This window comes from Pannonibacter sp. I15F10I1 (genome assembly GCF_900185665.1).
GTDB lineage: Bacteria > Pseudomonadota > Alphaproteobacteria > Rhizobiales > Stappiaceae > Pannonibacter > Pannonibacter indicus.
Genome location: NZ_FYAN01000027.1, coordinates 1 through 13779 on the forward strand (window position 1 = coordinate 1; position 13779 = coordinate 13779).

15 protein-coding genes are annotated in these 13779 nt (G+C 61.7%); 5 read left to right on the top strand and 10 right to left on the bottom strand.

Going from position 1 to position 13779, the window contains the following annotated elements:
* The coding region (locus IF10I1_RS18490; protein WP_186424444.1) for a transposase at positions 1 to 249 on the top strand (249 nt) is incomplete at its 5' end.
* A gap of 88 nt (positions 250 to 337) precedes the next feature.
* Here the strand turns inward: IF10I1_RS18490 and IF10I1_RS18495 are convergent.
* From IF10I1_RS18495 to IF10I1_RS18510, 4 genes are all read right to left on the bottom strand, one after another.
* On the bottom strand, positions 338 to 1165 hold the full coding sequence (locus IF10I1_RS18495) for an APH(3') family aminoglycoside O-phosphotransferase (protein ID WP_208977355.1): 828 nt from the start codon (positions 1163 to 1165) through the stop codon (positions 338 to 340).
* 134 nt (positions 1166 to 1299) lie between these two features.
* Positions 1300 to 1743, bottom strand: a complete 444-nt coding sequence (locus IF10I1_RS18500) for a VOC family protein (protein WP_186393145.1) — start codon at positions 1741 to 1743, stop codon at positions 1300 to 1302.
* Positions 1744 to 1784: 41 nt separating this feature from the next.
* The gene (locus IF10I1_RS18505) at positions 1785 to 2336 is read right to left on the bottom strand and encodes an SRPBCC family protein (protein WP_186393146.1); all 552 of its coding nucleotides are present in this window, start codon (positions 2334 to 2336) and stop codon (positions 1785 to 1787) included.
* Between the two features lie 4 nt (positions 2337 to 2340).
* Positions 2341 to 2712, bottom strand: a complete 372-nt coding sequence (locus IF10I1_RS18510; protein ID WP_348771025.1) for a metalloregulator ArsR/SmtB family transcription factor — start codon at positions 2710 to 2712, stop codon at positions 2341 to 2343.
* A gap of 305 nt (positions 2713 to 3017) precedes the next feature.
* Here IF10I1_RS18510 and IF10I1_RS18515 point away from each other — a divergent pair, with 305 nt between their 5' ends.
* Entirely contained in the window at positions 3018 to 3275 is a 258-nt protein-coding gene (locus IF10I1_RS18515; RefSeq protein WP_244293778.1) for an SDR family oxidoreductase, read from the top strand.
* A 328-nt stretch (positions 3276 to 3603) separates the two neighbouring features.
* Here IF10I1_RS18515 and IF10I1_RS18520 read toward each other — a convergent pair whose 3' ends face one another.
* Both IF10I1_RS18520 and IF10I1_RS18525 read right to left on the bottom strand, forming a co-directional pair.
* Positions 3604 to 4002 carry a DUF6220 domain-containing protein gene (locus IF10I1_RS18520; protein ID WP_058898094.1) on the bottom strand — a complete coding sequence of 133 codons (399 nt, stop codon included), beginning with the start codon at positions 4000 to 4002 and terminating at the stop codon, positions 3604 to 3606.
* A 3-nt stretch (positions 4003 to 4005) separates the two neighbouring features.
* Positions 4006 to 4608, bottom strand: coding sequence for an NAD(P)H-dependent oxidoreductase (locus IF10I1_RS18525; RefSeq protein WP_094463466.1), 603 nt, complete (start codon positions 4606 to 4608; stop codon positions 4006 to 4008).
* Positions 4609 to 4699: 91 nt separating this feature from the next.
* Between IF10I1_RS18525 and IF10I1_RS18530 the strand changes: the two genes are divergently transcribed.
* Positions 4700 to 5608, top strand: a complete 909-nt coding sequence (locus tag IF10I1_RS18530) for a LysR family transcriptional regulator (RefSeq protein ID WP_186393147.1) — start codon at positions 4700 to 4702, stop codon at positions 5606 to 5608.
* A gap of 47 nt (positions 5609 to 5655) precedes the next feature.
* On the opposite strand, the gene IF10I1_RS18535 is transcribed toward IF10I1_RS18530, so the two are convergent.
* From IF10I1_RS18535 to IF10I1_RS18550, 4 genes are all read right to left on the bottom strand, one after another.
* A complete protein-coding gene (locus IF10I1_RS18535; RefSeq protein ID WP_186393148.1) occupies positions 5656 to 6381 on the bottom strand; it encodes a hypothetical protein in 726 nt (241 codons plus the stop codon).
* A gap of 278 nt (positions 6382 to 6659) precedes the next feature.
* Positions 6660 to 8561, bottom strand: coding sequence for a TRAP transporter fused permease subunit (locus IF10I1_RS18540; RefSeq protein WP_186415322.1), 1902 nt, complete (start codon positions 8559 to 8561; stop codon positions 6660 to 6662).
* Between the two features lie 71 nt (positions 8562 to 8632).
* Entirely contained in the window at positions 8633 to 9631 is a 999-nt protein-coding gene (locus tag IF10I1_RS18545) for a TAXI family TRAP transporter solute-binding subunit (RefSeq protein ID WP_058898098.1), read from the bottom strand.
* Positions 9632 to 9694: 63 nt separating this feature from the next.
* Positions 9695 to 10645 carry a dihydrodipicolinate synthase family protein gene (locus IF10I1_RS18550; RefSeq protein ID WP_163001187.1) on the bottom strand — a complete coding sequence of 317 codons (951 nt, stop codon included), beginning with the start codon at positions 10643 to 10645 and terminating at the stop codon, positions 9695 to 9697.
* Between the two features lie 148 nt (positions 10646 to 10793).
* On the opposite strand from IF10I1_RS18550, the gene IF10I1_RS18555 reads away from it, so the two are divergent.
* Positions 10794 to 11834 (top strand): LacI family DNA-binding transcriptional regulator, encoded by a 1041-nt coding sequence (locus IF10I1_RS18555; RefSeq protein WP_058898099.1) that lies wholly within the window; start codon positions 10794 to 10796, stop codon positions 11832 to 11834.
* A 486-nt stretch (positions 11835 to 12320) separates the two neighbouring features.
* A complete protein-coding gene (locus tag IF10I1_RS18560) occupies positions 12321 to 13427 on the top strand; it encodes a tripartite tricarboxylate transporter substrate-binding protein (RefSeq protein WP_050475448.1) in 1107 nt (368 codons plus the stop codon).
* Positions 13428 to 13779: the final 352 nt, after the last annotated feature.

A 13779-nucleotide genomic window follows, 5' to 3' on the forward strand; every position in this document is an offset into this window, starting at 1 on the left:
GCCTATGACGTGCTGGACGTTTCCGAGTTCCATCACGTCCGGATCAACCACTCGGAACTCTTTGCCGAAGATGCCAACCACATCAACGGTATCGAGAACTTCTGGAACCAGGCGAAGCGGCATCTGAGGGGCTACAACGGCATTCCCCAGCAGCACTTCCACCTCTTCATCAAGGAGTGCGAGTGGCGCTTCAACCATCGTCCCGTTGCCAATCTCGTCAGCGTCCTGCAAAACTGGTGGTTCAAGTAAAACTGCAAACGCTATCTATGTCAGCCCCTCGGAAAATCCACTGCGGTGAAATTCAGGGGAGCAGGACACGGATAATCCGAAGCTGAACTCAGAAGAATTCGTCGAGGATCTGATAGTAACGAATGCGAGTTTCGTCGTAGTGGCAACCATAGATATCGAAGAAGGTTTGAACCCACTGCCGGCCCAGCCGGTCCTCGATGCTTCGGGCGATCAAGGCAAGGTCCCGATATCGATCGGCAACGCCTAGCCGGCCGCAGTCGACAAAGCCTGAGAAGCGGCCATCGCATTGCATGAGGTTCTCGAAGGTGGCATCGCCGTGGGTCACCACCAGATCCTCTGCGCGCGGTCGATGCGCGATCAAATCCTCAAAAACTGAACGTGCAGTTCGCCCCATGCGCTCGGCGTCAAAATCGGTCTCGTCCACGAGGTTCATTTCGACGCGTTCGCGCGCCAGATCAATCCGGCGGTCAAGCCGCTGATCAAACGGACATTTGCAAGGGTTCAAGGCGTGCAGCCGGCGGAGACCTTCTGCGGCAATGGCAACAACCTCGTCCGGAGCGAGTTGCATCGACGTTGCGACATCCCTTCCGGTCACCTCGCTCGACAGCAGCCAAACGCTTCCATCGGTGGCCACTTGCTCGATCACCTCCGCACAAGCGATCCCTTCGCTCTTGAGCCAGCGCAGGCAGCTGGCCTCCGCCTCAATCTCAGCGGCGCCTTCCCCGAACCCGTGTTTGAGAAACAACGCCGGCACCCCGGACCCGGCCATGCGGAAGACATTCGCGGACGAACGCCCGGTCGAAATTGCTGTGCCCGAATAGCCTCTTAGGCGCTCGTGTAGCACGTGCGGAAGATCGCCGCCCGGCAGTCCCCCTGCGAATACGTCTGTCAGGCCCGCAGAAAGCTCCATTGCCATACGGCTCCTCTCTATGCGTTTAACACGACGATATCTGCATTGCGCGGGGCATTGGGGCTACATGCCAAGTTCATGCACCGCCGGATATGCAATGCCTGAGGTCGCGCCATGAAGTCACCCACGATCGAAGCCAGTCATCCGAATGCGTCAGCTGCTTGCGATCTTTGCAGCGGGAACACCAGTTCCCACAGATAACCGTCGGGATCGGTCACGTAACCGGTATAGCCTCCCGACGCCTCATCAATCGCCGGCCTACCTGACACGGAACCGCCATGGGATGGGGCGGCCTTCATCATTGCATCAACAGCATCACGGGTCGTCATCGCGCAACTGATGATCGCGCCGCAATCTGCACCGGGAAACTGAACGCCACGACCGGCTTTCCGGCTGTAAGCTTCAAAGGCGGTTCTTTCCATCAGAAACAGGGAGAGACTGGGGAGTTCGAGGGCGATGATCCCGTCTTCAATCGCGGTATCGCGATACCCGAACACGTTTTGATAGAAAGCGAGGCTGCGGCCAGGGTCGCTAACCGGCAGGCAGAGAACCGTGGTTCTTATCTTCACTAGGCCGGAGTTCATTTTCTTCTCCTGTCAATGAGAGGTCTCTGAGCGCCGAGAAACTAAGCTTGCGTTGCCTTATCAAGCACTGCTCCAAGAATTTCCGAATAGGCTTCGTGGAGATCCTGCCAGCCAAATTCCATTGCTGCCTCGCCGACGATTGGCCCGACCGGGCTACCGTCAAGGAAACGGACCATGACGTCGATGCAGATGTGCCAACCAGCAGCAAAGCTGGCAAAATGCTCCGGAACGTTCGTGCGATGACGCAATGTCAAACGCGTGCCGCTTCCTGTGGGTTCGAGTTCCCAGGTCAGGACGTCATCGCCCCATGTGTATTGCAACAGGCGCGCAGGCTCGGCTTTCAAGACTTCTGCAGCACTTTCCCCGGCCTCTTCATGATCCGTCATGCGCAGAAAGAAAGGGCCGGGGGTTCCAATGTCGCGGTCCGAAACGAACGGCATCCATTCAATCTGTTCATTGGGTTGAGTGAGCGCGCGCCACACTTTCTCGGGTGGATGGGCGAGGTTGCGCCGGAAAATCAAAGTTGCTTCGCCGTCACCGGACTCCCGCCTGACCTCGGCCAGTGGGCCACACTTAAAATCCTTGCGCCCCATTCGATCAGTCCTCCATCGTGTCGAGATGCCGCTCCAGGGCATCCAACGATTTTGTCCACATTGCCCGATAGGGGGCCAACCATTCGTCGATGGCCCTGATCCGCTCTGGCTCGAGCCGATAGATCCGCCGTTGTGCCGCAACCTTACTGCTGACGAAGCCGGCCTCGCGCAACACCCTCAGGTGCTTCGAGACACTGGGCTGCGGCAGATCCAGCCTGTCGACGAGGTCTGTCACGCTGGTTTCTCCCAAACGCAGCTGGTCGAGGATGTTGCGTCTCGCGGGCTCGGCAAGAACTGAGAATGGATCTAGGTGCATGGCTGCAATATGCCGATCAAGGTATATACCTGTCAAGGCATACGACAGGCATCGCTTCATGAATGCGCGAGAGGAAGCCCGGTTGGCTGTTCCACTCGTCCTTCGGCATCAATACCGCCAGAAATGATCCGAATCCGCGCTGAGGGGCGGGAAAACCCAGCGGTCCCCCAGAAGCCTGCATGATTCCGAACGGCTGTGTGTCACTTGATGGCGATTGCGCGGACACGTGGCTTAATCCGCAAGCTTGGTCAGAAGGTTATCCCCGGTTGCACAGCTGATCAGAAAGCTGGCCTTGTTCGATGGAAGGCTGAGGCGTTGAGCGCTCTTCCACGCTGTCTGTTTCGACCTGTTCACGCTGAAAGCGCTTGTGCCAGCGCAAGGGCATCGCGCCCTATGCGCTGAGCAAGCCGGCCCTGCAGGGCATAGCGCGCGGGCTGGCCCGCGATTTCGGCCCGCGCGGCATCCCTGTCAACGTCGTGCAGCCAGATCCGATCGGCACAGACGTGAACCCGGCGAACGGGCCGTTGAAGGATCTGCTGCACAGCTTCATGGCCATCAAACGTCATTGGAGGCCGGAGGAAATCGCCGGGCTTGCCGCCTGGCTGGCGAGGCAGGATTCGTGACCCGTGCCATGCATATGATCGACGGCGCATTCGGCGCCTGACCCCGCGCAACCGGCTGGCGGGCAAACGAGACGATGAATGGTTTGGATCGCGCGCCCCGGCAAAGGGGGTGGTTTCCATTTGTGTCTCATCGCACGAACCATTGCCCTGGACGCAAATCAAGTTCGGCATGACGCACACGCACCCGAGCAGACCTCTCGTGCCCAATCTCAAGCTTGCGCCACTATTCTGCTTTCGCAGATAACTTTCTCCCCATATCTAAAGCTGAGTGTTTGTGGCCATGTGCTGTCAGAGCCCAATGCCATATCTGCGAGCTGACACCCACTCGTCATAAGTGATGGCTGCGCCGCCTCTCCACCTTGAACAGGAGGATGAGGGAAGCCGTCAGCAGGAGAGCCGCATTGAACGGATGAAAGGCAAGTGCCGCTGGCCCCCCCGCACCGAGCAGAACCTGCAGGATATATAGCCCCGCGATCAGGGCGGCCCACCAGCCGAACCCGCGCAGATGACGAAAGGCTGTGGCCCCGGCGGCAAGAACAATCACGGGCAGAGCAGCAAGACCACCCAACGTGCCATGCATCTCCCAGGAATGGCCGCCGAAGAGGGCTTGTCCGGCAAGCAGGAACTGCCCTGCAATCATTACAGGCAGAAGCCGCGCCGACCAGAGATAAACCGCAGGTGTGCCACGGCCGAGGTGCTGAAGTGTATCGTGCGACAGTCTGGTCATGGTTCAGACTCCCTTATTTTGCAGGATTGAAGGTGAAACCGCGACCGGCGCCGGAGCCCACGCGGCAAAACGCTTCAGCGCCGTGACGTAATGTGCGGCAGCGTCCGCAAGGGCTCCGTCTGACAGGTGCCCCGCTGCAAACAGGATATGAGGCGCATGCCAGGGCAGACCGCACCGGTGGGCCATGGCTTTCAGCGGCGTCATGATTTCGCTGATCGTATAGTGGTTCTGCCCGCCAGGCCCATAGGCTTCGGCCACGTTACCTGCAGTCGCCGCAATCATCAGCGGCGTCCCGGCCAGCCGGGCTCCCTCTGTGCTGGCCTTGACATAATACATGCGCGTCAGAACCGCATCCTGCCATGCCTTGAGGAGCGCGGGAGACGAGTACCACTGGATCGGGAACTGCAGCACGATGCGGGAGGCGCCGAGCAGCATCTCAGCTTCTGCTGCACCATCGGTGAACATGCCAACCTGACCTCCGGGATAGCGCGCCTGCATGTCGATGACTTCCGTATCAGGCAGTTGCCGCGCTGCCGCCGCAAGGGCTGCATTCGCCCTCGATTTGGTGATGTCCGGGTGAAAGAGAAGGATGAGAGTCCTGTTCATGTCTGCCTCCTTTGTGTCTGCGATGACTGGAGGGTAGAGGCAGGATAAAAATCACTCCAATTGATGATCGATATATGTCATTATTTGTTTCATGAATTTAAGATCCATCGACCTCAACCTTCTGGTTATTCTCGACGCCCTGCTTGATGAGGCGCATGTCTCGCGGGCGGCGCAAAGGCTGAACCTTTCACAGCCTGCCGTTTCCAGTGCGCTGCAGCGTTGCCGGCATCTCTTCGGGGATGAACTGCTCGACCGGGGAAAGGGCGGGATGCAGCGCACCCTGCGCGGCGACGCCTTGCGTGCCCCGCTGAAGTCGGTTCTTGCCGGGGTGCAGGATCTGCTCGCGCCCGATGACATCCCCTTGCGGGATGTGGAGCGGACTGTCCGCATCACGACCGCCGATCATCCGGCGGCCATGATGACAGGCCCGTTGCTGGAAGCATTGCGGCAATCCGCTCCGGGGGTCACGGCCATCATCCAGCCCTGGCATGGATCGGATGCAGCGGTCTCGGCTCTGATGAATGGTGATGCCGATCTGGCGATTTCCGTGTTCATGTCCGAGCCGGAGGACATCATGCGCGTTACGCTGCTGCAGGAGACCTATGTGGTTGCCATGCGCAAGGGCCATCCGGCCGAAGGCCAACTGGATCTGGATACGTGGCTTGCCTGGCCTCATGTCACGGTTTCCGGCAGGGGGGATCAGCGGACCCCGGTCGATGCACAACTGGCCGGCATGGGGCTGAGCCGCCGGGTCGGGCTCGTTGTTCCAACCTTCCAGCTTGTTCCGGATATGCTGATGCGAACCGACTTTCTGGCGCTGCTGCCCAGCCATAGTTTTGCCTGGCAGAAGGATGGCAGCCTCGTCAGCGCAACGCCGCCGATTGCCGTTGATGGCTTTCCGCTTCATCTCGCCTGGCACAGGCGGCAGAACGGCGATCAGGTGCTCTCGCACGTTACGTCAACGATCCGCCAGATCTTCAGCGCGATTGCTGCCGGCTGAATCAGCGGCCTTCAGGCTTGTTGTCCTGGCGCGGATCCTGGCCGGTTCTATCCAGCCCGCTCCATGCCATCCGTATCCAGCTGCAATGCCGCCTGCCACAGGGGTGTTTTCGTGAACACGGCCCCGCTGAAGCGGAAGTTTCCGGCGTCTTCTGTTTTCTGCAAAAGCCCTGCCCAGCAAAGCGGACGCAGAACGTTGATGTAGAGGCCGCTCATCACGTAGTCATGCTGCCAGGCGGGGCCTGATTCCGGTTCGCCGAAAAACACGCGGCGCAGCTCGCCGCCGGTGGCGCCATTTTGTGTCTCGACATTCAGAACGATCAGAAACACATCCCAATTGACCAGAGGAACAGCCTCTTCATTGCGGGCGGACAGACTGGCGTGATTGAGGTGGAACAGGAAGACCGGAACCATGGCGCTGAAGATCAGCCCCGGCCGGCCCGTGAGATCCTGACCGGCCTTCGTCAGCCTGAATTCACCCTTGTAATGACGGCCAAGCCGCATGGCGAGCATGAGGCCGTGCAGCATATGCAACGGCATGAAATCGGCCTCATTCAGCACCTTGCAGACGGCAAAAAGCTCATCTGCCGTGTGCCCCGGCCAAGCAAACTCAGCCGCCGCCCAATGCACGAAGGAGCGCTTGAAGGCCTTGGCCGGCGTCAGCGGAATGCCGCCGTGCTCCGCCATCCACCCAAGCGTCTTTTCCACCCCGCGCACCAGCGGCGACAGGCTGAGCGCCGGGTTCCGGTCGTCCAGATCGCAAAACGTGATCATGCCGGATGCCTCCCATGCCTGCTTTCTCGCAGCATTTGGCATACCACGAGCCGGAATGGAAACAGCCCAAATGAAAAGCGGCCCCCGGAGGAGCCGCCCAGTTCTGCTGCCTCTCGCGTTTCAGCGTACACGAATATGAAAATTTCGTCTTTTATTTCAAATAATTGTTAGGATACCAGCTTATCAGTTCAGACGCCTCGGTCCGGCCGCCCCCCCTGACGGGCATACCTGCCCCGCACCATGCCCGCCCCCGCGTTCGCGCGGGCGGGCTCGCTGTGTCACTCGGCAGGTGCCGAGAAGAGCAGGCCGGAGGAGCTGGAGCGGGCGGCAAGGGCCAGAGCTGCGACCAGCAGCCATCCCGCAGAAATCGCCCCAATCCACCAGAGCGAGCCGGAGGGCGCGATGACGGCTGTCAGGCCCAGCGCTCCGATGACCGCCCGTGATTGAAGCGACAGCGGCCGTCCGCACCAGCCACCGAAGGCAATGGCCCATAGCGCAGTGGATGCAAAGAGCGCCAGACCGCCCAGAATGATCTCAGCCGCAGTGCCCTGCCAGAGGATTGCCGGATCAAAGATGAAGCTGAAGGGCACGAAGAAGGCCACCAGCGACAGGCCGAAGGCAGAGACGCTGGTTTTCATCACCGGCGCCTTGCCCACGGCAGCGGCGGCAAAGGAGGCAAGGGCGACGGGCGGCGTCACCATCGACAGCACACAGTAGTAGAAGATGAACATATGCGCCGCGAGGGGCGGAATGCCCAGATCCTTGATGGCCGGGACGAACAGCACTGCACCGATGATATAGGCGGCCACCGTCGGCAGGCCCATGCCCATGATGATGCAGCCGACCATGGCCAGCAGCAAGGAAGCAAACAGAGAGCCCTCAGCGACGGATGCGAGGGAACCGGCGAACTTCAGCGCCAGATTGGACTGTACGGCCACGGCAATGACCACGCCGATGACCGCAATCGGCACGGCAACCTCCGCAGCCTGGCGCGGCGCTTCCTTGAGCGCCTCGGCCACAGCCTTCCAGCTGTAGCGCGTGTTCTTGCGCAGGAACGGCACCACGAAGCAGGATGCCGCGGCAACCACGGCCGAATAGGCAGCGGAAAAGCCGCTCATCAGCGCCCCGATGAGGATCAGCGGCGGCAGCAGCAGGTGCAGGCGCGGGCCGATGGCCTTGGTTGCCGCAACCTCATCCGCCGTCATCGCCCGCAGGCCATCGCGGCGGGCCATCAGATCCACCACCAGAAGCAATGCAACATAGAAGGCCAGGGCCGGAATGAGCGCAGCCAGAGCCACCTGTGCATAGGGCACATTCAGCATCTCGGCCATGATGAAGGCCGCAACGCCCATGACCGGCGGCATGATCTGCCCGCCTGTTGACGCGATGGCTTCGATGCCCGCAGCGCGGTGGTCCGGAAAGCCCGTCTTCTTCATGAGCGGAATGGTCAGAACGCCCGTGGAGACCACGTTTGCCACCGCGCTGCCGGAGATCGACCCCATGAGGGAGGAGGAAATGATCGCGGCCTTCGCGGTGCCGCCATTGGCCCGGCCTGCCATGCGGATCGCCAGATCAATGAACAGCTGACCGCCGCCAACCGCCGCATAGGCCGCGCCGAACATGATGAAGTAGAAGATAAAGTTGACCGATGTCGACGTGGTGATGCCCAGAACACCGGCTGTCGTCATGGTGGTGATTTCGATGGCCGCGTCCAGATCAAAGCCGCGGAAGGACAGCCAGCCCGGCAGAAGATTGCCCCAGAAGGCATAGGCGATGAAGGCGAGCAGAACCCAGACCAGCACCATGCCGACCGCACGCCGCGCCCCTTCCAGAAGCAGCAGCACGAAGACGCAGCCGGCCGCAATATCCTGCGGCAGCACCGGTGACACATTTTCCATGCGGGTGGTCAGCCGGTCATATTCTGCGAGGTAATAGGCGCCAACGCCCAGCGTTGCCAGGATCAGCGCTGCATCCACAAGCGCCCTTGGAAAGGTGCTGCGGCCATCCTTCTGCAAGGGCGACCAGAGGAACAGGAGGATCAGCGCAATGCAGACATGGGCCGGCCGCTCGAACAGCGGCTGCTGCGGCACAAGAATGATCCAGAGCTGAAACAGGATGAAGAAGACACCCAGGACGAACCGGGTTGAACTCACAACCGAGCGGACAGACAGGGTTTGCATTTTTCGGACCTCCTCCCAGGGCGCGAACAGACAGGTCGCCGGTGCCGGGGGCGGCACCGGCTGCGGCGGACTTACATCCAGCCGCGTTCCTTGAAGTAGCGGACGGCACCGGGATGAAGCTCGATCCCGACCGCCTCGGGCTTCCAGGCCGTCTCCGGCTTGAACTGTGCCCAGGCCGCGTGGGATTTCGCCAGAACCTCGGCATTCTCGCAGAGGGTCTTGGTGATCAGATAGGCCTTCTCCTCGTCAAGCGAGGCATGGGCGACCAGCATGGTGCCCAGATTGGCTCCGGCCGTTGCGCCGGTCTGGCCATCGAACCACGGGCCATAGGTGCCCGCCGTCATGCCGCTGGCCGCCATCACCTCCAGTGCCTTCTGCGGGATGTCGAGGAAGGCCATCGGCGTGGTCAGGGCCACTTCCGAAATGGTCGGATGTCCCTTGACCACGGTGTCGATGTAGATATCGGCACCGCCGTTGCGCAGCACATCGGGGATCTGCGGCGTATCGAGCTGAACAATGTCGCCGCCATCCGCCTTGATTTTCTGCGCACTGGAGCCCAGCGCCTCCAGGATCATGTGTGCCGCGGGCACCGCGCTGGAACCGGCCGGCTTCATCAGGATACGAACCGGCTTGCCGGAGGCGAGAATGGCCTCCAGATCGCTTGTGCCCATCTGGTCCACAAAGGCCTTGCGTGCGATCACGCCGATATAGACATCGTTGAGCCCGCCCACCAGCGCCCGGATATCCGGTGCGGAGGCACCTTCATAGACCGGATGCCCGTCGCGGGCCCAAACCGCCGAGGCCACATTGGACAGGGCGATCTCGGCTCTTCCGGCCTGAACCACCATGGGATTGGCCACGCCGCCGCCACGCGCCACAACCTCAACCGAATTCGGCCCAAGCACCGGCTCGATCATCTGTTCCAGAGTGGCTGCAAAGACATACCACGAGGTGCCTTCGCGCATGGCGCCGATGCGGATGTCCTGAGCCTGGGCCAGCGATCCAAAAAGAACCGCGGCGGCGAGTGCTCCGGCACCGGCCTTCAGGTGCCTGCTGACAAACTTGATCATGTCTCCTCCTCCCTTGCTCCCCTGAGGCAAAGCCCCCGCGCCTCACCGCGGGGGCTTTGTACCTTATTCTGCCGCCAGAAGCTGCTGATCGACACGGCCGATGCCGGCCGCCTCGAAGGCTGCGAAGATTTCCTGCTCTGCCTTTTCGCCAAGGTCCTTGAGCGGCTCGCGGATCGTGGCGTGATCGAGAACGCCGCGATGGACGAGACCGAGCTTCAGCGCCACGGTGCCTTCCATATGCGAACCGCGGTGATAGACGGCACGGGTGACGGGCAGAAGCTGCTCGAAGATCTTGCGGGCTTCGGGGTAGTTCTGCGCCTTGCCGGCCTCAATCAGGTCGATGAGCAGTTCCGGGGCGATGTTGCCATAGCCGACCAGCAGACCGTCCACGTCGAACATGGTCGGCAGCAGCCATTCGTCATGGCAGGACAGGATCTGCAGATCCGGATTGGCCTTCTTCAGCTGCGGAATTTCGACGTACCAGCGCTTCATGTTGCGCACGCCGTTCTTCGTGGCGACAACGCCTTCCTGCGTGGCGATTTCCAGCTGGGTGTCCAGATCATAGCTGGCCTTGGTGGCATCGGGATACTGGAACAGGATTTCCTGCAGGCCGGACTCCTCCCAGATGGCCTTGTAGCGGCTCTGCGGAGCACCCTTCTGGTAGCCGAAACGCAGCCAGCCATGGTTCGGATACACCAGCGCACCGGTTGCGCCGGCGGCCTTGCACTTGCGGGCCTCGGCTGCCGCCACCTTGGTGCCTTCGCCGGTGATGCCGGCAATGATGGGGATCTGGCCGTTCACCGCTTCCACATAGACTTCGATGAGCTTCAGGCGCTCTTCCTCGGTCAGGAAGGTGCCTTCACCGGCATGGCCAAGGATCACCAGGCTCTTGACGCCCTTCATCGAGGCCAGCCACCGGGCAATGCGGGCATTGGCGGCGTAGTCGACGTTGCCGTCACGGTCAAACACGGTCACGGGAGCGGGGCTGAGGCCGCGCAGATCCATCGGGTTCATTGAGTTTCTCCTCCTCAGACTTTGCCGCAGACAGCCGTCCATTAGCAAAGGGAACGATATTGGGAACGTTCCCAATATCCGTTTGATCGCCGGTGCTGTCAAGTGGTAGAACGTCAAAATCCCGGCGCGAGGGACAGAGGGCGATTCGATGAAAAGTGACAGACGCGATGTGACTTCCCCTGTGCGCGTCACGATTCTGGACGTGGCGAAGGCCGCTGGTGTGTCGAAATCCAGCGTCTCCCGCTTCCTGGATGAGCGCATGCCGAAGTCGGACAGCGAGACGGCCCGAAGGGTCCGGCAGGTGGCAGCAGACCTTGGCTATGTGCGGGATGTTTCCGCCTCATCGCTACGGCGCGGCAAGACCGGGATGGTGGGAGTGATCGTTCCGCGGCTGACGGATACGGTGATGGCCATGGTCTATGAGGCCCTGTCCCGTGCCGCGGCAAGAGCCGGCCTTTTCACCATCGTGGCAACAACAGAGGACGAGCCCGGCGCCGACAAACGCGCCGCCGATGCCCTGCTGCGGCGGGGCGTGGATGGCCTGATCCTGGCGACAGCGCGCGATGGGGAGGAGCTGACCGGCGAGCTCATGGACCGGAACGTGCCCTTTGTGCTCACCCTGCGCACCAACGGGCTGTGCCGGTCCTCCGTTGGCGATGACGCCCTTGGCGGATACCTGGCCACGCGCCACCTGATCGACCTCGGCCACCGGCGGATCGGCCTGATCGCCGGTCCGGCCTTTGCCTCAAGTGCAAGAGGCCGCACCGAAGGTTACCGCAGCGCCATGGCGGAAGCGGGCCTTGAGGTGAACCCCGGCTGGGTGCGGGAATCGACCTTCGGCATCGAATCAGGCGGGGAAGCGGCCCGTGCGCTGATGCAGCTGAGCGACTGTCCGACCGCCATCTTTGCGATCAATGACAACACGGCCATCGGCGCCATGTCGGCCCTCAGCCGCATGGGCCTGTCCGTGCCCGGCGATGTCTCACTTGCGGGCTATAACGACATCCCCATCGTCAGCCACCTGCCGACGCCGCTGACATCGGTCAAGGTTCCCTTCGACCAGATAGCCACCGTCGCCTTCGAGCTTCTGGCCGCCGAAGACCTGAAGCCGCAAGACCTCATCCGCATGGCCACCCCCACCCTGATCCCCCGCAAGTCAACCGCACCGGCGCCGCAAAACGGCAAGTGATGAACTGGCAAGAGGCCTTGTGAGAGACCCAGCCCCACCGCCAGCCCTGCCCGTGGCGGCAGGCGGCATTTGCGGCGCAATATGGGCGTCCCCGTTTAAATCTGGCTAAGGAAACGTAACGGGGCTTTCCTGTCCTGAGGGCTCAACAATAACCATCGGGTAACGCTGATGTTTGATTCACGCCCTCAATATGTCGCTCCGCCGCCTTGCCGGATGCACTTCACCGCCCGGGCCGAGGCCTTGAAGATGCTTGACCTTGGCCGCACGATCTTTCACAACATTCTTGGTGCTCCAGCGAAGAGCGGGGTGATCTGAAGAGAACATCACGCATGGAGCGCATCTTTTTACAATCCGGACAGGTTCCGGACAGGAAAGATGCCTAATGATCCGGAGCCTTGCCGGGCTTTGGAGGAGATACCAAGCGCGGTGGCGCGCTCGCCACGGGCCATGTCCGGCAGCGCTGTAACGCATCTACGGGAGGACTGAATGATCAAGGACCTTAACATCACGCGCCGTATGGCTCTGGGGCTGGCGGCTGGCGCCATGGCTCTTGGACTGGCTGGCCCGGCTGCGGCAGAGGTCAATTTCGCCGGCAAGACGATCGAGTGGATCATTCCGTTCTCCGCCGGCGGCGGCTCCGATACCTGGGCCCGTTTCAACGCACCGCTGCTGACGAAGTACCTGCCGGGCAACCCGGTGGTTGTCGTGGTGAACGAGCCGGGCGGCGGCTCCACCAAGGGCACCAACCTGTTCGCAGCCCGCGGCAAGCCGGATGGCCTGATGATCCTCGGCACCTCCGGCTCGACCCAGTTCCCCTATCTGCTGGGCGACCCGCGCGTGCGTTATGAATACAAGGACTGGAAGATCGCCATGGCCGGCCCGACCGGCGGCGTCGTCTACACCACTCCGAAGCTGGGCCTGAAGGGCCCGGAAGACATTGCCATGCTGAAGGACAAGGATCTGGTCTATGCCAGCCAGGGCGCGACCTCGCTCGACCTTGTGCCGCTGCTCGGCTTCCGCCTGATGGACTTCAAGGTGCAGCACGTGTTCGGCTTCAAGGGCCGCGGTGATGGCCGCCTCGCCTTTGAGCGCGGTGAAGTGAACATCGACTATCAGACCTCCTCTGCCTATCTGAAGAACGTGCAGCCGCTGGTCGATGCAGGCCAGGCCGTTCCGCTGTTCAGCTGGGGCGTCCTCAATGAAGCGGGCGACGTGGTGCGTGACCCGACCTTCCCGGACCTGCCGTCCTTCGTCGAGGCTTACGAGACCCTGACCGGCCAGAAGCCGTCCGGCCCGGACTATGACGCCTACTTCGCCTTCTTCACCGCCGGCTTCCCGGCCCAGAAGATGGTGTTCCTGCCGAAGGGCACGCCGGACGAGATCGTTGCCGCCTACCAGAAGGCCTTCGAGGACATGAAGGCTGACCCCGACTATCAGGCCAATGCAGAGGCCGTTCTGGGCACCTACGAGCAGGTGACCGGCCAGCTGGCCCAGGCTCTGTTCGAGAAGGGCACGACCATCGCTCCGGACCTGCGCACGCAGGTGGCCAACATGCTGGCGGCCGACTACGGCGTGAAGCTGGGCGCCGAATAACGCCTCCCACCGCCTTGCCTCAGACGGGCCCCTTCCGGGGTCCGTCTCTCATCTTTTTGTGGATGCCGCTTCCTTGGCGGCAGCGCGGCCCCTGACGGGGCTGTATGAGCCCGGCGCACCGGGCATTGCTCAGGCCTCTCTTGCCTTCCGGGCGCCTGCAGCCTGAGCCTGCCGGGGCATGATACGCCCGTATTGCTGCGCCATGGCATAACACGGAAGCCCCCGCCGTGATTGACACGTTACTGTCTGCGCTTGGCACGCTTTTGTCTTTCCAGCACCTGTTCTACATGCTCATCGGTGTGTCCGTGGGGCTTGTGATCGGGGTGATCCCCGGTCTTGGCGGCATCGCCTG

Bases quoted from the DNA above. Each gene is read 5' to 3' on its own strand.
- IF10I1_RS18495 (WP_208977355.1), bottom strand. From the start codon at position 1,165: ATGGCAATGGAGCTTTCTGCGGGCCTGACAGACGTATTCGCAGGGGGA.
- IF10I1_RS18500 (WP_186393145.1), bottom strand. From the start codon at position 1,743: ATGAACTCCGGCCTAGTGAAGATAAGAACCACGGTTCTCTGCCTGCCG.
- IF10I1_RS18505 (WP_186393146.1), bottom strand. From the start codon at position 2,336: ATGGGGCGCAAGGATTTTAAGTGTGGCCCACTGGCCGAGGTCAGGCGG.
- IF10I1_RS18510 (WP_348771025.1), bottom strand. From the start codon at position 2,712: ATGAAGCGATGCCTGTCGTATGCCTTGACAGGTATATACCTTGATCGG.
- IF10I1_RS18520 (WP_058898094.1), bottom strand. From the start codon at position 4,002: ATGACCAGACTGTCGCACGATACACTTCAGCACCTCGGCCGTGGCACA.
- IF10I1_RS18525 (WP_094463466.1), bottom strand. From the start codon at position 4,608: ATGAACAGGACTCTCATCCTTCTCTTTCACCCGGACATCACCAAATCG.
- IF10I1_RS18530 (WP_186393147.1), top strand. From the start codon at position 4,700: ATGAATTTAAGATCCATCGACCTCAACCTTCTGGTTATTCTCGACGCC.
- IF10I1_RS18535 (WP_186393148.1), bottom strand. From the start codon at position 6,381: ATGATCACGTTTTGCGATCTGGACGACCGGAACCCGGCGCTCAGCCTG.
- IF10I1_RS18540 (WP_186415322.1), bottom strand. From the start codon at position 8,561: ATGCAAACCCTGTCTGTCCGCTCGGTTGTGAGTTCAACCCGGTTCGTC.
- IF10I1_RS18545 (WP_058898098.1), bottom strand. From the start codon at position 9,631: ATGATCAAGTTTGTCAGCAGGCACCTGAAGGCCGGTGCCGGAGCACTC.
- IF10I1_RS18550 (WP_163001187.1), bottom strand. From the start codon at position 10,645: ATGAACCCGATGGATCTGCGCGGCCTCAGCCCCGCTCCCGTGACCGTG.
- IF10I1_RS18555 (WP_058898099.1), top strand. From the start codon at position 10,794: ATGAAAAGTGACAGACGCGATGTGACTTCCCCTGTGCGCGTCACGATT.
- IF10I1_RS18560 (WP_050475448.1), top strand. From the start codon at position 12,321: ATGATCAAGGACCTTAACATCACGCGCCGTATGGCTCTGGGGCTGGCG.